Source organism: Micromonospora sp. WMMD712, assembly GCF_029581295.1.
In the GTDB taxonomy this organism is placed as follows: Bacteria; Actinomycetota; Actinomycetes; order Mycobacteriales; family Micromonosporaceae; genus Micromonospora; species Micromonospora carbonacea.
Genome location: NZ_CP120743.1, coordinates 348,367 through 365,080 on the forward strand (window position 1 = coordinate 348,367; position 16,714 = coordinate 365,080).

A 16,714-nucleotide genomic window follows, 5' to 3' on the forward strand; every position below is an offset into this window, starting at 1 on the left:
CCGGATTACCCGTCGCCGGCCCGCTCCGGCCGGCCTGCGGCCCCTCGCGGTCAGCCGGCCGACGCCCCCGTGTACGCCTCCGTGGTCCGCTGTGCCGCCGCGGCGGCCTCGGCCGGATCGGTGCCGGCCGCCGCGCTCGCCTCGCCCCAGAGCCGGCTGGCGGTCACCAGGAACTCCCGCCCCTCGGCCGATGCCGCCCACTCGGCGCCCCGCGCGGCGGGATCGTCGTCGGCGCCGTCCCCGGCGTGCAGGTAGGTGGCCAGCCCGACCAGCCCCATGTCCCAGCCGACCCCGACCGCCCCCGGCCCGAACTGGTCCCAGATCGCGTCGTCGACCTGCGCGACGTGCTCCAGCGTGAACCGGGTCCGGCCGCCGGGCTCCGGGGACAGCCGCACCTCGATCCAGCTCACCTGGTCGCCCATCTCCCAGGTGGCGGCGAAGCTCTCCGGCGGGTCGCAGCGCTGCACCTCGCCGCCCGCGTTGCCCTCGAACTGGTACCGGCCGTGCAGCCGCAGCTCGCCGCTGATCGGCAGGAACCAGCGCGGGATGCGCTCGGCGTTGGTGCAGGCGTCCCAGACGTCCTCGATCGGCGCGTCGTACGTCTGGCTGATGGTCATGACGCGGGCCTGCCCGGCGGGGAGCACGCGGCTGCCCACCCGACGCTCCACGGCGCTGATCTGGTGCGTAGCGTCGATCATTCTGGTCTCCTCTTCGCGGAACTCTCGGATTTCTCGGGCTGTGCGGCCTTCTCGGGCTGTGCGGCCTGCGCAGGCTGCTCGCGCTGCGCGGCCTTCTCGCGCTGTGCGGGCTGCTCGGGTGCTGCCGCCAGCCGGCGTTGCCGGCTGCCCCGGGCCAGCTCGGTGGCCAGGGCGTGCAGGGGCGGGGTCCAGAACCGGCGGAAGTGGCCGAGCCAGTCGTCGACCTCGCGCAGCGGCTCCGGGTCGACCGCGTACAGCCGGCGGGCCCCCTGGGGGCGCACCGTGGCGAAGCCGCTGTCGCGCAGCACCCGCAGGTGCTGGGACACGGCCGGCTGGGAGATGCGGAACTCGGCCTGGATCACCTCGCAGACGGACCCGGCGCTCCGCTCGCCCTCGGCGAGCAGTTCGAGGATCCGCCGGCGCACGGGATCGCCCAGCACGTCGAAGGCATGCACCCCGCCTTTATATCAGACCCGCCTTATATAAGCCGAAAATGTCAAAGAATCCTCGGGTGGCGTGTCGATCCCGGGCGGCCCCGTTCGTGTGGAGGGTGAAGGGTGGAGAGGGGCGGCCGGCGCCGCGCCGGCCGCGACCGAGGAGGACACCATGGGCCAGTACCTGATCAGCATCTACCATCCGGCCGGCACGGGGCAGCCGGAACCGGAGTTCCTCGCCGGGGTGATGCGTGAGGTCGAGGCCATCCACCACGAGTTGGTGGAGGCCGGCTCCTGGGTCTTCGGTCAGGGCCTGCACGCGCCGGAGACGGCCACCGTGCTGCGTGCCGACGGCGACGAGACGCTGGTGACCGACGGTCCGTACGCCGAGGGCAAGGAATACCTCGGCGGGATCACGATCGTGTCGGTGCCGGACCTCGACGCCGCCCTCGACTGGGGCCGCCGCTACGCGCGGGCCACCACCCTGCCGGTCGAGGTCCGTCCCTTCGTGGGCGGATCCTGACCGGCGTGCCCGGGCTCACCGGCGTCGAGTCCACCGACGTCGAGCGTGCCTTCCGGGCCGGCCACGGTCGCGCCGTCGCGGTGCTGATCCGCCTCCTCGGCGACATCGACCTCGCCGAGGAGGCGGTCCAGGAGGCGTACGTCGAGGCGGTGCGGCGCTGGCCGGTCGACGGCCCGCCGCCCAGCCCCGACGGCTGGATCATCACCACCGCGCGCAACCGGGCCGTCGACCGGCTCCGCCGGGAGGCGACGCGGGAGCGGCGGCACGCCGAGGCGGCCCTGCTGTACGCCCCCGCCGAACCGCCCGAGGAGGGGCCCGTGCGCGACGACCGGCTCCGGCTCCTCTTCACCTGCTGCCACCCGGCGCTCGCCCCGGCCGCGCGGGTCGCGCTGACCCTGCGGCTGCTCGGCGGGCTGAGCACCGCCGAGATCGCCCGCGCCTTCCTGGTGCCCGAGGCCACCATGGCCCAGCGCCTGGTCCGGGCCAAGGCCAAGATCCGTGACGCCGGCATCCCGTACCGCATCCCCCGCGACGCGGACCTGCCCGACCGGCTCCGCGCGGTGCTCGCCGTGGTCTACCTGATCTTCACCGAGGGGCACACCGCCAGCGCCGGGAAGCACCTCGTCCGCGACGACCTGTGCGCCGAGGCGATCCGGCTCGGCCGGCTGCTGGTCGAGCTGATGCCCGACGAGCCCGAGACGCTCGGCCTGCTCGCCCTGATGCTGCTCACCGAGTCCCGCCGCCCCGCCCGCACGTCCCCCGACGGCGAACTGGTCCCGCTGGCGGAGCAGGACCGCAGCCGCTGGGACCACGCCCTCGTCGCCGAGGGGCACGCCCTCGTGCGCCACTGCCTGCGCCGCGCCCGCCCCGGCCCCTACCAGATCCAGGCCGCGATCGCCGCCGTGCACGGCGACGCGCGCAGCGCCGCCGACACCGACTGGGTCCAGATCCTCCAGTTGTACGACCACCTCGCCGCCCTCGCGCCCAGCCCCGTCGTCGCCCTGCACCGGGCGGTGGCCCTCGCGGAGGTATGCGGCCCCGCCGAGGCGCTGGCCGCCGTCGACGAGCTGGGCGGCGCGGCCCCGCCGCTGCTCCGTTACCACGTCTACCACGTCGTCCGCGCCGACCTGCTGCGCCGCCTGGCCTGCGTAGGGGAGGCCCGGAAGGCGTACGAGACAGCAATCGCCCACACCGCCAACACCCGCGAACGCGCCCACCTCGCCCGCCGCCTGGCGGCGCTCGTACCCCCGTGATCGTCTGTCGAAAAGTGAGCCGACACGCCGACGACCGTCTCCGAAATCAGCAGCCGATCGAGGACGCCCTACCACCTCCCCGCCCCGAGCGGGCCCCGTCCACAGCGGAGCCCCTGTCCACAGCCGGCCGCCGGCGGGGTTGCGACGCGGGGACGGTCACCGACACCGTCCATGCCGTGGACGAACCGCTTCGAGCACTGCTGGACCGCCATGGCGGCCTGCTCATCCGAACGCTGGCGACCCAGGTGGTGCCCGCCTGGGTGCTGCGACACGCGGTGGACACCGGCGACCTGCTCCGCGTGCTGCCCGGCGTCTACGTCGAGTCGTGCCGGACGCGGCCGGGCCGTGCTGGGCTCGCCGCGCCTGACTCTGCTGAAGTTGCCGTGCTCCCGCCCGGCTCGGCTGGGCTGGCTGCGCCTTTGTCCGGCTCGGCTGGGCTCGCTGCGCTCCGGCCGGAGCTGCGGCACCGCGCCGCCGTGGCGTACGCGCAGGGGCGGGGCGCGCTCGGCGGACCCACCGCGCTGCACGCCTGGGGCGTGCGCCGGCAACCCGACGACGAGCCCGTGCACCTCGACGTGCCGGCCCGATCAGGGCTCCGCTCCCGGCCGCCGCACCTGGTGCTGCACCACCGGCACGGCTTCCGCCCCGAGCCGCCGCAGGCGGTGACCCGCCGGGGCCTGCCCGTCGTCCGGCTGGACCGGGCACTGGTCGACGCCTGGCCGCTGCTGCCGGCCGTGGACCGCACCGCCCCGCTGATCCGCGCCGTCAACGACGGTCTGACCACCCCGGCGCGCGTCGGGGAGGCGCTGGCGGAGGCGCCCCGGCTGGCGCGACCCGGGGCATCCTCGTGGTGCGCTTCGCCCACCGCAGGCTGGTGCGCGAGCCGGACCGGGTACGCGCCGAGGCGTTGGCCATCCTCGCCAGCAGCCGGGCGGAATGACGGGCCGGCGGGCTGACGAACCGCCGGGCGGGCTGGTGGGCTGCCAAGCGGGCTGACGGGCTGACCGGGGTCGGCCGGTCGGACCGGCCGGGCGCAGAAGTCCGGCCACGCGCAGAAGGAGGCAGGGAGGTCGGTGGTCAGTCGCGCAGGGTCCGCAGGATGCGGGCCAGGTGGGCCCGGTCGGTCGGGTCGAGCCCGCCGAAGAGGCGCTCGGCCTCGGCGTGCCGGGCGGCGTGGATCGCCGCGCCGACGCGTACCCCCTCGTCGGTGAGGGTGACCAGGACGGCCCGCCGGTCGGCCGGGTCGGGGCGACGGGCGACCAGGCCGCGCTCCTGGAGGCCGTCGACGACCTCGGTGGCGGAGCGCGGCGCGATGCGCAGGTGGTCGGCGAGCGCGCTGAGCCGCAGCGCGCCGTGCCGGGTGAGGATGCCCAGCGCCCGCGCCTGCCCGGGGTTGACCTGCCACGGTTCGAGGGTCTGCCGGGACAGCTGGCGCAGCCGGCGGGCGACGGCCCAGAAGCCCTCGGCCAGGCCCTCCTCGTCGGGACCCGCCGCGGTGGCGGGGCTCACCGGGATGTCGGCGCTCACCGGAATACGGTAGCAGAGAATGCTGTTGCTCCCTCATGATGAGGTAACCTCAGCATTGTTCCCGACGAAGGGCGGTCCCTTGGACGCACCCACCACCCACCGCGAGGGCCGGGGCGGCCCCCGCACCGTCAGCCCCGCCGAGAAGGCCCAGGCCCGCCAGGTGCCGCTGCGCCGGGTCGGCCGGCTCTTCGCCCCGTACCGCTGGCAGCTCGCCACCGTCACCGCGATCATCGTGGTCTCCTCGATCGTCGCCATGGCCTCGCCGTTCCTGCTGCGCGCCGTGATCGACCGGGCCCTGCCCGAGCGCGACCTGACGTTGCTGGCCCGGCTGGTCCTCGGCATGGTCGCCGTCGCCGTCGTGACCGCCGCCCTCGGCGTGGTCCAGACGTGGCTCTCCACCCGCGTCGGCCAGCAGGTCATGCACCGGCTGCGCACCGACGTCTTCGCCCACCTGCACCGGCAGTCCATCGCGTTCTTCACCCGCACCCGCACCGGCGAGGTGCAGTCGCGGATCACCAACGACATCGGCGGCATGCAGACGGTGGTCACCTCGACCGCCACCTCGATCGCGTCGAACCTCACCACGGTCGTCGCCACCGCCGTGGCCATGGTGGCGCTGTCCTGGCGGCTGTCGCTGATCTCCCTGGTCGTGCTGCCGCCGTCGATCTGGCTCACCCGCCGGGTCGCCCGGATGCGGCGGGAGATCACCGCCCAGCGGCAGCGCGAGCTGGCCGACCTCAACGTCACCATCGAGGAGGGGCTGTCGATCAGCGGCGTGCAGCTCAGCAAGACCCTCGGCGCGGGCGGCGCGCTCGTCGACCGGTTCGCCGCCTCCTCGGCCCGCCTCGTCGACCTGGAACTGCGCTCCGACCTCGCCGGCCGCTGGCGGATGGCCTCGATGAGCGTCATCTTCGCCGCCATCCCCGCGTTCATCTACCTCGGCGCGGGCCTGCCCGGGGCCGCCGGCACGCTCAGCATCGGCACGCTGGTCGCGTTCACCGCCCTCCAGGGCGGGCTGTTCCGGCCGCTGATGGGCCTGCTCGACGTGGGCGTCTCGGTCACCGCGTCGATGGCGCTGTTCGCCCGGATCTTCGAGTATCTCGACCTGCCCGTCGAGGTCGACGACCCCGCCGACCCGGTCGACGTCGACCCGCGCCGGGTGCGCGGCCACGTGCGGTTCGAGGACGTCACCTTCACCTACCCGGGCAGCGACACCGCCGCCCTCGCCGGGGTCACCCTCGACGTGCCGGCCGGCACCGGCCTCGCCGTCGTCGGACACACCGGCTCCGGCAAGAGCACCCTCGCCGCCCTGGTCAGCCGCCTGCACGATCCCACCGCCGGCCGGGTCACCATCGACGGCGTCGACCTGCGCGAGATGCGGCTGACCGACCTGGCGGCCGTCGTGGGCGTGGTCAGCCAGGAGACCTACCTGCTGCACACCACCGTGCGCGAAAACCTGCGGTACGCCCGACCCGACGCCACCGACGCCGAGATCGAGGACGCGGCCCGCGCCGCGCAGATCCACGATCTCATCGCCGCCCTCCCCGACGGGTACGACACCATGGTCGGCTCGCGTGGGCACCGGTTCTCCGGCGGGGAGAAGCAGCGCCTCGCCATCGCCCGCACCCTGCTGCGCGACCCCCGGGTGTTGATCCTCGACGAGGCCACCAGCGCGCTGGACACCGAGACGGAGCGCGCGGTGCAGCGGGCGTTCGACGAGCTGGCCCGGGGACGTACCACGATCACGATCGCCCACCGGCTGTCCACCGTGCGCGACGCCGACCAGATCGCCGTGCTCGACCACGGCCGCATCGTCGAGTCCGGCACCCACACCGCCCTGCTCGACCGCGCCGGCCGTTACGCCGCTCTCGCCACCTGATCCCGCCGGGATCGGAAAGTCGACAGTTGCGGCGGCAGGCTCCGCCGTCGTGGCGGGGGCCTCGATCGCCGCCTACCATCGAGCGACCGGTTTCACTGTGCGTCGTGCGGCACGACGGGGTGCTCCTTTCCGGCGGGGCGGCGGGGCGGCGGGACCGACGATCGCGCGGATTCTTCGGCGGGTTCGAGACGGGGGAGAATGGCCGACGAGAGGGTGCCCGAGCAGGGCCGGCGGGCGTACGCCGAGTTCCACCGGCTGGTGGAGCTGATCGAGTCGATGGTGCTGCGGCCCGCGCGGCGCGGCTGGCGGCTTCCGCTGCTGTGCCTGGTCTCCCGGCCCGGCACGCCGTCGCCGCTGGCCATGCTGGCGCACGTGTTCGCCGGCGAGGAGCGGCGGGTGCCGCACGTCCGCCTCGACGCCACCGGCCGGGACGTGCGCGCCCTGCTGCACGAGGCGTACACGGGGCTCGTCGCCGGGAACTTCGGCGGCGCGGACCGGCTGGCGTTCCGCCACTACGCGCTGGCCGACGGGCTCATGCAGGTGGACCTGACCGGCGTGGCGACGAACCGGCGTCGCCGGGAGCTGACCCGGCAACTGCGTGAGCGGATCTCGCAGCGGGCGGCCACCGGCGGGCAACAGGCCCCGCCGGACCCGGGCGGCTGGCTCGGGGTGCTGCTGTGGTTCGTCCTGCGCGTGCTGCCCGGCGTGTCGTTCTGGCTGCTGACCAACGGGTGGCTGCTCGGGGCGGGGCGTCGGTTCCGCTGGTTCCTGCGCCAGCAGTACCTCGCCCCCGAGCTCGCGGCCGGCGACTTCGTCGCCTTCGCCAGCCGGCTCACCGTCCCGTCCCGGGAGACCGAGGACCAGGAGCAGATCGACCTGCTGCTGGTGCACGCGTTCCTCCAGGACCTGCGCGTGGAACACCGTCGCCGGCCGTGGCGGCTGCGGCCGTGGCGGCGCACCGCCTGCCCGGTGCTCCTGCTCGACGGTCTCGCGCCGGGCAACGGCGGATACGCCCTGGTCAGGCTCATCAACGCGGTGCGCGACGAGACGGGCCGCTCGGATCCCCTGCTGGTCATCTCGAACGGCCACGACGTGCCGCCGGACGGGCTGTCGCCCACCGACCCGGCCGTCGCCGGCCAGCTCGTGCCGCTCGACGGGGTGGAGGGGGCGTACCGGGCGTGGCGCAGCGGCCTGCCCCGGGCCCGGCGGGCGCGGGAGGACAACGCCTGGTACCTCCAGGTGGAGGTCCCTGCGGCCGACCTCACCCCGTTCCGCAACCGGCTGTCGCGGATCGTGCCGCCCCGCCCACCGTGGCTGGCCCGGCCGGTCGCCCTCGTGGCGCTGGTCGCGGTCGTGCTGACCACGTTCGGCGTGTGGCAGATCCCCGGGCAGGCGCAGCGGTGGCGGGCGGACTGCGAGTGGCCGCCGTCGGCCCGGGGCGGTGGGCTGGTGCACACGGCGGTCCGCGACGGCCAGTGCATCGGCTACAGCGACCACGGGCGGCAGCTCTTCAGCCGCGACGAGTCCCTGCTCGCCGTGCAGCGGCAGATCTTCGACCAGAACCGGGAGGTCGAGGCGGCGTGGGCCGTCCGCCGGGACCGGCCCCGGGTCACCCTGGTCTACTTCGGGTCGCTGACCAAGCCCGACGCGCTGCCCGGCGAGGAGACCTTCGCCGGGGAGCGGGAGGAGTTGCAGGGCATGGCGGCGGCGCAGCGCCGCGCGTACCTGGAGGCCAACGACGACCGGGCCAACCCGTACCTGCGGATCGTGGTCGCCAACGCGGGCCAGGAGATGCGGTACGCCGGCGACGTGGTGCGGATGCTCGCCGAGCTGGCCCGCGACGAGCCGACGGTGCTCGGCGTGGTCGGGCTGGTGGAGAGCCGCAAGGCGGTGCAGGACGCGATCAAGGAACTGGGCGACCTGAACCTGCCCGTCATCGCGCCGACGCTGTCGGCCGACCGGATCGCCGACGCCTCCAGCCGCTACCTCCAGATCTCCGCGCCGAACATCGACGAGGCCACCCTCGTGCACGACCACGTCACCGAGGTGCTGAAGAAGAAGCGGATCTTCAACTTCTACACGTACGGCAACGTCGACCCGGACGTGGGCGCGCGCGAGGACCTGTACGTCAACACGCTGCGCGACGGGCTGCGGTCCCGCTTCGGCGGCGACGCCTACCAGGAGACGTACTGGCGGCAGGGGGTCGACCTCACCCCGGTCTGCGCCGACCGCTTCGGCGACGGCGTGGTCTTCTTCGGTGGGCGCTACACCGAGTTCGGCGCGTTCGCCGCCCGGCTGGCCGAGAACTGCAGCGGCCGGGTGCCGCTGCTCATCGGCGACGACTCCGTCAACCGCTACCTGGCGAACACCGCCGCCCGCCGGCCCGCGCCCGACAACCTGCCCTTGGCGTACGTGGTCAAGGGCGAACTGGCCTACTGCCACCGGATCCTCGGGGCGACCGACATCGAGCGCAAGCTCTTCCTCACCGACGTGCGGACGGTGCTGTCGCTGTGCCAGTCCAACTCGCACATCGGGGAGCGGGTCGGGTTGGCCTACGACGCGACCCGGCTGCACCTGCGGGCGGTGCGCACCATCGCCGGCAACCTCTCCGCCCCCGCCGGCCGCGAGTGGAACCCCCGGGAGGTCACCCCCACGACGGTGTACGTCGCCATCCGCGACGTCGCCGACCCCGCCTACCAGGGGGTGACCGGGCTGATCCGGTTCGACGCCAACGGCATCGCCGTCGGCAAGCGGCTCACGCTGCTCTGCGTGCCCGACATCCGCAAGGCGTTCGACTCGCCGTCGGACGTGCCGAGGGAGATCGACCGGCACCCGATCGACCCGGCGGAGAACAAGCTGTACGGCACCCCGCCCCCCGACCGCCGGGCGTGCACCACGCAGGGCTGAACAGCGGCTACCGCCGCTCCCACTGCTCCTTGGTGATCTCGTACCGTACGCCGCCGTGCTCGGCACCCTCGATCGTCGCCATGTCGTCGGGGACGGGGGCGGTCTCCGTGAGCGTCATGCCGAGCTTCTCCATGATGTTGCGCGAGGCGCGGTTCACGGTCATCGTCTCCGCCCAGACCGTGCGCACACCGAGCTCCGTGAACGCCTTGCCCAGCAGGGCCCGGGAGCCCTCGGTGGCATAGCCGTTGCCCCAGGCCGCCCGCCGCAGGCGGTAGCCGAGCTCGACCTCGTCCAGCGGGCCCTGCGGCTCGGGACGCAGGATGAACCAGCCGACGAACGCGCCGCCGGCCTTCTCGTGCGCGGCGAACAGCCCGAGGTTGCCGCCCCACTTCTGGTAGCCGGCGAGGATGTTCGGCAGGTGGCGCTCGCGGACGATCTCCGGCGGGGTCGGCTCCCCGCCGCTCAGGTAGCGCATCACCTCCGGGTCGCTGTCCAGCTCGATCAGCAGGTCCGCGTCGTCGGCGGTGAAGTGGCGCAGCGCCAGCCGCTCGGTGTCCAGATAGGTGTCCACGCGCCGATCGTGCCCGAGGCGCGGCGGGCAGCCCAACGGGTTTTCCCGACGCCGCGCCCTCACCTTCGTCGCCCGGAGACCCGGCCGACTCCCGAGGGGGTCGACGCGGACCGCTGCGCGGGTCGTGACGGCGGGCGACGCGGGACGGCCGCCGTCGCCGGGGCTGCAGGCCGGAGCCCGGCGAGCTGGACGTAGATCTCGCGCTTGGCGGTGGCCAGGCCGCGCTGGTCGAGGACGTAGCCGGCGAGCCAGATCCAGCCGTGGTAGGTCGGCAGGTCGGGCACCGACACGACGCGGAAGGCGACGGCCCGGTCCCCGGCGAACTGCACCGAGGCCCGGCCGTCGACGGTCAGCAGGTCACCGGGGGCCGGGCGCACCGCTACCAGCGACCCCGGTTGGGCCGGGCGTCGTCCGGCGGGACGCACTCCCGGGCGTGCATGACCTGCCAGTCGCGCAGCGCCCGTTTCAGCCGGTCGTTCTCCTGGGTCAGCAGCCGCACGTCCTCGTGCAACCCGGCCAGCTCGTCGGCCAACCGGGCCTGGAACTCGCGCACCTGGTCGGCGTCGACGCCCCGCCGACGCGGGTCGAACACACAGGTGCGCACCTCGTGCGGGGTCAGCCGGTCGGGCCGGCCCGTGCCGTAGAGCCGGCCGCCTCGATACACGTGGGCCACGACGATCCTTTCCGGGGCAGGGGAGCGGGCGGGGGCCGTGCGACGGGTCGGGGAAGGAGCGGGCCGTCCGCGCCGACAACGGACGGCCCGCCCGGCCCCGCCGCCCGGGTCGGGAGGTGCGGCGGCGGGGCGGCCGAGGACCGGGGCGGGCGTGCACACCCGCCCCGACCAGGGGGAGAGCCGATCTCGTTGCCACGCGAGGAGCGGCCCAGCACCAACACTAACGGCTTAGTCGTTTAAGTCAACCACTGGCTGTTGTCGTTTGTGGGCGTTTCGTGATCGAATTGGCGAGCCACGCAAGGAGCGCCATGCCTACAACGCCCGACTACATCCGCATCGCCAACGACATCGTCGCTGCTGTCAAGGCGCGCGAGCTCAAGCCCGAGGACAAGCTGCCATCGATCGCGCAGATGGCGGCGGACTACAAGGTCGGCACGTCCACCATCCAGATGGTCTACGTGCGACTGGAGGCGCTGCGGGTGATCCGGCGCCACCAGGGCAAGGGCATCTTTGTCACCGATCCGGAAACCTGGATGCGCGAGCCTTGATCCCGACACGGGGCGGCGGCACCTCAACGAGTCGGGTAACCGCAGGGTGCAATGCGATGCTGGGGCCTGTGCGTCCTGCGGCCCGCCCGGGGTTCAACTTCGGGCGGGGCAAGGTCGGTGAAGCGGGGCCTGGCAGGAGCTAATGCGCTGTCGACGCGCGGCATATCGCAGGTATCCGTGGCGATCCGTAGTGCCTCGAAAGTGCGTTCTTGTGGTGCTCGAACTATCCGCCGGATGATCGGTATGCGTGAGGAACCTGCACGCTTGTCAAGCCTGCCAAGCGCTCCGTCGCCCTTCAAACGCCGACAGGGGGACCAAGTCGGTGTCCCGGTTGGTCGTGTGGCCCACCGCACGACCCGACCGGCTCAGTCGGCTGACCGTCGGGCGTACCGCCGCCCACGGCCGCCGACGGGCGTGCTCGTCGGCTCGCCAGGTCCTTCAGTGCCTTACGTGCAGGGGCAAGCTCTGGTAGTTGAACACGACCAGTCGTTCCGCCCGCTCGGGGTGAGCGACACCAGGACAAGCGCGACTGCGTCCTCCCGACGCTGCTTCGGACGATGGGCGGGGGCGGAGGGGAACGACCACGGGACCGGTCGCGCCCCGCCGCACGTCACCGAACAAGCTGGATGCTGAGGTGCGGGGACGTGCTCGGGTGTTCGGCGGCCTCGATCCTGGCGGTGAGACCGCTACGCCTCGGCAGGCCGCTCGCTTGACTGGGGCTGCGCATACTGGAGGTAGCGATTTGCCTACGGGCCGCTAACCGGGTCCGTGTCGCCCGATGGACGGAGGCTGACATGCGTTGGCTCATCATCTTCATCATCGTGTTGGTAGCTGCGGCAGCCGTCTGGCTGTGGCGCCGCTCCCGGCGGGCATCGATCGACGCCTCCGGCCAACTGCTCGATCAGCAGGCGTCGACCGAGGCCCGGAGAAGGCTTGACGAGCATCGCAACCGAAGCGACGGTAGCGGCACCGGCAGCGGTGCGGTCGGTGGCTGGAGCCTGTGAGCCGAGGCGGCGGCAGGTCCGCAGGGTCGTCGCCGGACCTGCCGCCGGTGGGTCACCGGGCGCGGGCGAACTCGGCGACGGCGGCGGTGGCGTCGAAGTCCGGGGTGAGGATCTTCGCCTCCTTGAACAGCTTGACGGCGTTGTCCAGGGCGGCCATGTCGACATACCCGCTGTATGCCAGCTCGGGGATCGCGGCGAGGTCCTCGGCGGGCTTCTTGCAGTACTTGGCGTAGATGGCGAACTTGTCGGTGTTGCTGGCGGGCTGCTTGGCCGCGTCGGCGGCCTCCTGCATGGCGGCGACGAACCGTTCGGCGGAGCCCTGGTTCTGCTTCAGCCAGGAGGAGGTCACCGCGTAGAGGGCGTTGGGGGTGGCACCGACCCCCTCCCAGGTCGGGTTGCCGATGGCGCGGCCCTTTCCGCTCGCGGTGATCTTCTGTACGTCGGCGGCGGTGACGGCGCCGGCATCGACCTTGCCGTTCTCCACGGCCGGTTCGATGTCCGCGAAGCCGAGGGCGACGAACTTGGCGGTGGACTTCTGCCCGGTGGCCTTCTCGATCCACCGGTTGACCAGGGTGACGATGGTGCCGCCGAGGTCGTTGACGGCGATGGTCCGCCCCTGAAGGTCGGCGGGCCCGTTGATGCCGGAGCTGTTGTTGACGATGATGCCCTGGCTGTCCTTGGTGGTCTCCCCGCTGTCTGAGATGATCTTCAGGTCGACGCCCTTGTCGATCGCGGTGAGCAGGCCCTGCGGGCTGACGAAGGCGATGTCGGCCGCGCCGCCCTGCACCGCCGCGATTCCGGCGGAGCCGGACTGCACGCTGACGAGTTCGATGTCGAGCCCGTTCTTCTCGAAGATTCCCTTGTCGAGGGCGTAGAGGGACAGTTCGTTGCAGAGGGACAGGCTGGTCATCCGGATGCTGGTCTTCCCGGAGTCGTCGGAGCCCTCCGCCCCGTCCGAGGAGCAGGCCGTCACGGCCGCGATCAGCAGGAGGCCGCTCAGGGCCGCCGCTGTCTTCTTCCCAAGAAGCATCTCTTCCTCTTCCTTGACGCATTCATGAATGCTGCTGGATGGTGAATTAAGGGATATATCCTGTCGTGAGGTCGACGGCACCTCACCGCGGTGGCGGTGCGACTGGCGGTGGCGGAAGGGGTGTGGCCCGAGCTGCGACAGCTCAGGCGGCGGCGTCGGTCGGGCGCATCACCAGGCGAAAGATCTCGCTGCGGAGTTGGGCGAACCGGGGTTCGAGCTTGGTGGTCACCTGGTCCCGGGGGCGGGGCAGGTCGATGGGCAGGTCGCGGACGAGCCGTCCCGGGTTGGCCTGGAGCACGAGCACCCGGTCGGCGAGGTAGACGGCCTCGTCGATGTCGTGGGTGACGAAGACGACTGTCATCTGGTATTCGTGCCGGACCTTGAGCACCAGGTCCTCCAGGTCCGCGCGGGTCTGGGCGTCGACGGCGGCGAAGGGCTCGTCCATCAACATCACCTCGGGGCGCAGGACCAGGGCGCGGGCGATCGCGACCCGCTGCTGCATTCCGCCGGACATCTGCCAGGGGTAGAGGTTGTCGGCCCCGTGCAGGCCCACCGCGGCCAGGGCCTCGGCAACCCGTGCCGCGATCTCGGGTCTGGGCAGCCGTGCCGCCTTGCCCGCGATGGCGAGGTTGCGGCGGACCGTCATCCAGGGGAAGAGGGACCGGCCGTAGTCCTGGAAGACGACGCTCAGGCCGGCCGGGGGCCCGGTCACCACCTTGTCACCCAGGCGGACCTGCCCGGCGGTCGGGGTGAGCAGCCCAGACATCATCATCAGCATGGTCGACTTGCCGCAGCCCGAGGGCCCGACCACGCAGACGAACTCGTCCCGGCCGATGGTCAGGGAGGTCTCGGCGAGCGCGAGACGCGGGGCGGCCTTCGCGGCGGGGTAGCTCTTGGTGACGTTGTCGATGGTCAGGGTCATGATGGTCCTCCCGTCGGGCCGGGCTTCACAGGGCGCCCAGGCCGGTGCGGCGCTGCCAGCGCAGTGTCCGGCGTTCGAGCAGGGCGGTGGCGAGGTTGAGTACGAGGCCGATGACCGCGATCAGCAGGAAGGCCGACCACATCTGGAGATAGCTGAAGGTCTCCTGGAACCGCATCACCTCGTAGCCGACACCGGCGGTCGTGGCGTAGAACTCGGAGACGATCACCATGATGAGACCGACGCCGATGCTGACCCGCACGCCGGCCATGATCTGAGGAGCGGCGGCGGGAAGGATGACGTGCCGATAGAGCTGCCAGCGGGACAGCCGCATGCTGCTGGCGCTGCGCAGCCAGGCGGCGTTCACCCCACCCACCCCGTCGGCGGTGTTGATCATTATGAGCCAGACGGTGCCGAAGAAGATCACGAAGATGTTCAGCGCCTCGGAGACCCCGAAGACCTGTAGCGCGACCGGCAGCAGCACCACCTTCGGGGTGGCGAGCCAGAACCGGATCATCGGGCTGTACATGTCCCGGATGATCGGGCTGCGGGCCACGAGGACCCCGCCGGCCACCCCCAGCACGAGGGCCAGCAGCATCGCCTGGGCCAGCCGGGACATGCTCGGCAGCACGGCGGTCCAGAACTGGTCGGACAGGAAGGCCCGGGCGGGCGGTCCCGAGAGCCAGTCCTGGCGGAACTGCACCAGAATCGAGGTGAGCGGCGGAAAGAAGATCGTGGGCCGCGCCCGGGCGTAGATCTCCCAGGCCACCAGCAGGACGCCGAGCAGCCAGAGGTTCGCCAGCGGGCGCAGGGCCCCGGCCCGCGACGCCGTCGACCGCGTCGACGCCACGGCGCTAGTCAATGGACTTCCACTTCACGATGTGGTCCTCCAGCCAGGTTATGGCGGCGTAGACGAAGACCCCCACGACGCCGACGATCAGGGTTCCGGCGATGACGTAGTCCGCGCGACCCGCCCGCTGATACGCCACCAGCACCGTGCCGACCCCGTTCAACGCCCCGAGCAACTCGGTGCTGATCACCACCACCAGGGCGGCGCCCGAGGCGATCCGGACTCCGGTGAAGATCGAGGGAAGTGCGCTCGGCAGGGCGACCACCAGTTGGGTACGCAGCCAGGAGAAGCGCATCGACCGGGCCGCGTCGATCCGGGTGGGCTCGACACCGGACAGTCCGTAGATGGTGTTGATCAGGATGGGCCAGACGATGGCGTAGACCGCCACTGCCGTCTTCATTCCGGTGCCCAGGCCGAGCAGCAGGATGAAGATCGGAATGAGCGCGGTCGAGGGCACCGACCGGAAGGCGTCCACCGCGACCGAGGTCGGGGCGGCGAGCCCCGGGATCGCCTTGGACAGCGCCCCGACCAGCACTCCGGCGACCGTCGCCAGCCCGAGGGCCAGCGCCCACGTCCAGAGGGTGTCCAGCAGGCCGGACCGGAACTCGGCCGAAACGAGCAGCCCCGGCAGGTTGCGCAGGACCGGGATCGGGCCGGGAAGGGAGTTCTCGGGGAGGGTGTCCGTCACCCGGATCAGTTGCCAGGCGACGAGGACCGTGGCCACCCCCAGCGCCCCGAGGGCGACGGGCCTGCCGCGTCGAGCGATGTCCATCTCTCTCCCTTCCCGGCCGGTCCGGCCTACAGGCCCCAGTCGAATCGGGGCAGTGCCGCCAGCCGGATGCTGAACCGGCCCCGGTCGTCGTCGGTGCTCCCGTCCCGGGTCTCGGACCGGGACTTCACGACGTGCCGCCCGAAGCGCGGGGCGAGTGGGCGTCCGACGTCGCGCTGGAGCCAGAGCCGCAGCAGGTGGCGGCGGCGGCCCTGCTCGGGCCAGTCGACGAAGGCGGTACGCGAGTGCAGGGCGGCATAGTTCAGCAGCCACTGGATGTCGCCGGGCCGGAAGTCCATGTCCAGCGCGACCCCCGGTTCCCGGGCGATGTCGTCGAGCAGGTGCAGCAGCTCGACCTGTTCCTCGGTCAGCCGGGGCACCTCCGGGTAGTCCTGCGCCGAGAATATGATCTTGCTGCCGGCGTAGATGCTGAAGGTCCCCTCGACGTAGCTGACGATCGGGGAGGTGTAGTAGGGGGTCGGCGCGTCGTGGTCCTGCTTGTGCCAGTCGAAATACCACGGCTCCAGGAGCAGCGGGGCCAGCTCCGGCCGGCGGGCCAGCACCTCGTTGAAGAGGGTGGCGCCGCTGACCAGGCTGCTCGCTCCGCCCGCGCGGGCGGAGCGGAGGCAGAGCAGGGCCACCACGTCCGAGCTGTCCGAGTGGAAGTCGAGCTTGTCGCGGATCTTCGAGCCCAGGGCGGTGGGGTCGGTCCTGGACTTGTCCGAGGTCGCCAGGATGTGGTCGATCAGGTCGCCGAGTTCGTTCTGCCGCATGGGGCTGCCCAGGTGGAGCCCGAGCAGGAAGAAGATCGCCGCCGACACGGCGTCGCTGTAGTGCTCCACCCGCAGCCCCCGGACCAGGACGAAGCCGGGCCCCGAGTCGAGGTCGGCGGCCCACCGGGCCAGCCCGCCGGCCAGGGTCGGCAGGGGGTACTGCCCGGCGGTGACGGTGCGCAGGTCCGGATCGTCGTCGACGAACCGGCGGCCGACCCGCTCCAGTTCCGCGACCTCCGCGTCACTGAGCTGGTATTGCCAGGAGGGGTCGTCGGCGATCTCGTCGCCGCGCCAGGCGGCGGGACCCGAGATCGGCTTGAGGATTGACATGGGAACTCCCGAAATTGACTGGTGTG

Annotated in this window: 18 protein-coding genes; 7 read left to right on the plus strand and 11 right to left on the minus strand. The window is 72.3% G+C overall.

Annotated features, from left to right (window positions below):
• Positions 1-50: 50 nt before the first annotated feature.
• Positions 51-698, minus strand: coding sequence for an SRPBCC family protein (locus O7633_RS01390; protein ID WP_282325524.1), 648 nt, complete (start codon positions 696-698; stop codon positions 51-53).
• A complete protein-coding gene (locus tag O7633_RS01395) occupies positions 695-1,153 on the minus strand; it encodes a metalloregulator ArsR/SmtB family transcription factor (protein ID WP_282325525.1) in 459 nt (152 codons plus the stop codon). Before O7633_RS01395 ends, O7633_RS01390 begins: the two co-directional genes overlap by 4 nt.
• 151 nt (positions 1,154-1,304) lie before the next feature.
• On the opposite strand from O7633_RS01395, the gene O7633_RS01400 reads away from it, so the two are divergent.
• The 3 genes from O7633_RS01400 to O7633_RS01410 all read left to right on the plus strand — a co-directional run bounded on the left by O7633_RS01400 (position 1,305) and on the right by O7633_RS01410 (position 3,864).
• The gene (locus O7633_RS01400) at positions 1,305-1,655 is read left to right on the plus strand and encodes a YciI family protein (protein WP_074476191.1); all 351 of its coding nucleotides are present in this window, start codon (positions 1,305-1,307) and stop codon (positions 1,653-1,655) included.
• A gap of 5 nt (positions 1,656-1,660) precedes the next feature.
• The gene (locus tag O7633_RS01405; protein WP_282325527.1) at positions 1,661-2,908 is read left to right on the plus strand and encodes an RNA polymerase sigma factor; all 1,248 of its coding nucleotides are present in this window, start codon (positions 1,661-1,663) and stop codon (positions 2,906-2,908) included.
• Between the two features lie 176 nt (positions 2,909-3,084).
• A complete protein-coding gene (locus O7633_RS01410; RefSeq protein ID WP_282325529.1) occupies positions 3,085-3,864 on the plus strand; it encodes a hypothetical protein in 780 nt (259 codons plus the stop codon).
• A 121-nt stretch (positions 3,865-3,985) separates the two neighbouring features.
• On the opposite strand, the gene O7633_RS01415 is transcribed toward O7633_RS01410, so the two are convergent.
• Complete coding sequence (locus O7633_RS01415) at positions 3,986-4,435, minus strand: MarR family transcriptional regulator (protein ID WP_278134785.1); 450 nt, start codon at positions 4,433-4,435, stop codon at positions 3,986-3,988.
• 160 nt (positions 4,436-4,595) lie between these two features.
• Between O7633_RS01415 and O7633_RS01420 the strand changes: the two genes are divergently transcribed.
• Positions 4,596-6,314, plus strand: a complete 1,719-nt coding sequence (locus O7633_RS01420; RefSeq protein WP_282328717.1) for an ABC transporter ATP-binding protein — start codon at positions 4,596-4,598, stop codon at positions 6,312-6,314.
• Between the two features lie 198 nt (positions 6,315-6,512).
• Positions 6,513-9,221, plus strand: a complete 2,709-nt coding sequence (locus O7633_RS01425; protein ID WP_282325531.1) for a hypothetical protein — start codon at positions 6,513-6,515, stop codon at positions 9,219-9,221.
• 7 nt (positions 9,222-9,228) lie between these two features.
• Here O7633_RS01425 and O7633_RS01430 read toward each other — a convergent pair whose 3' ends face one another.
• From O7633_RS01430 to O7633_RS01440, 3 genes are read right to left on the minus strand one after another with little or no spacing between them, the layout of a single operon-like run.
• Positions 9,229-9,792 (minus strand): GNAT family N-acetyltransferase, encoded by a 564-nt coding sequence (locus tag O7633_RS01430; protein ID WP_282325532.1) that lies wholly within the window; start codon positions 9,790-9,792, stop codon positions 9,229-9,231.
• A gap of 59 nt (positions 9,793-9,851) precedes the next feature.
• On the minus strand, positions 9,852-10,169 hold the full coding sequence (locus tag O7633_RS01435) for a hypothetical protein (RefSeq protein WP_282325534.1): 318 nt from the start codon (positions 10,167-10,169) through the stop codon (positions 9,852-9,854).
• 2 nt (positions 10,170-10,171) lie between these two features.
• Complete coding sequence (locus tag O7633_RS01440; RefSeq protein ID WP_282325535.1) at positions 10,172-10,465, minus strand: DivIVA domain-containing protein; 294 nt, start codon at positions 10,463-10,465, stop codon at positions 10,172-10,174.
• A 308-nt stretch (positions 10,466-10,773) separates the two neighbouring features.
• On the opposite strand from O7633_RS01440, the gene O7633_RS01445 reads away from it, so the two are divergent.
• Together O7633_RS01445 and O7633_RS01450 are read left to right on the plus strand one after the other, a co-directional pair.
• Complete coding sequence (locus O7633_RS01445) at positions 10,774-11,013, plus strand: winged helix-turn-helix domain-containing protein (protein ID WP_282325536.1); 240 nt, start codon at positions 10,774-10,776, stop codon at positions 11,011-11,013.
• Between the two features lie 794 nt (positions 11,014-11,807).
• Positions 11,808-12,017, plus strand: a complete 210-nt coding sequence (locus O7633_RS01450; protein ID WP_282325537.1) for a hypothetical protein — start codon at positions 11,808-11,810, stop codon at positions 12,015-12,017.
• Positions 12,018-12,069: 52 nt separating this feature from the next.
• On the opposite strand, the gene O7633_RS01455 is transcribed toward O7633_RS01450, so the two are convergent.
• The 5 genes from O7633_RS01455 to O7633_RS01475 all read right to left on the minus strand — a co-directional run bounded on the left by O7633_RS01455 (position 12,070) and on the right by O7633_RS01475 (position 16,688).
• Entirely contained in the window at positions 12,070-13,047 is a 978-nt protein-coding gene (locus O7633_RS01455; RefSeq protein WP_282325538.1) for an ABC transporter substrate-binding protein, read from the minus strand.
• A 142-nt stretch (positions 13,048-13,189) separates the two neighbouring features.
• Positions 13,190-13,969, minus strand: coding sequence for an ABC transporter ATP-binding protein (locus O7633_RS01460; RefSeq protein WP_282325539.1), 780 nt, complete (start codon positions 13,967-13,969; stop codon positions 13,190-13,192).
• A gap of 25 nt (positions 13,970-13,994) precedes the next feature.
• The gene (locus tag O7633_RS01465) at positions 13,995-14,816 is read right to left on the minus strand and encodes an ABC transporter permease (protein WP_074476174.1); all 822 of its coding nucleotides are present in this window, start codon (positions 14,814-14,816) and stop codon (positions 13,995-13,997) included.
• Positions 14,817-14,820: 4 nt separating this feature from the next.
• Positions 14,821-15,588, minus strand: coding sequence for an ABC transporter permease (locus tag O7633_RS01470; RefSeq protein ID WP_282325540.1), 768 nt, complete (start codon positions 15,586-15,588; stop codon positions 14,821-14,823).
• Positions 15,589-15,614: 26 nt separating this feature from the next.
• The gene (locus O7633_RS01475) at positions 15,615-16,688 is read right to left on the minus strand and encodes a TauD/TfdA family dioxygenase (RefSeq protein ID WP_282325541.1); all 1,074 of its coding nucleotides are present in this window, start codon (positions 16,686-16,688) and stop codon (positions 15,615-15,617) included.
• Positions 16,689-16,714 lie beyond the last annotated feature (26 nt).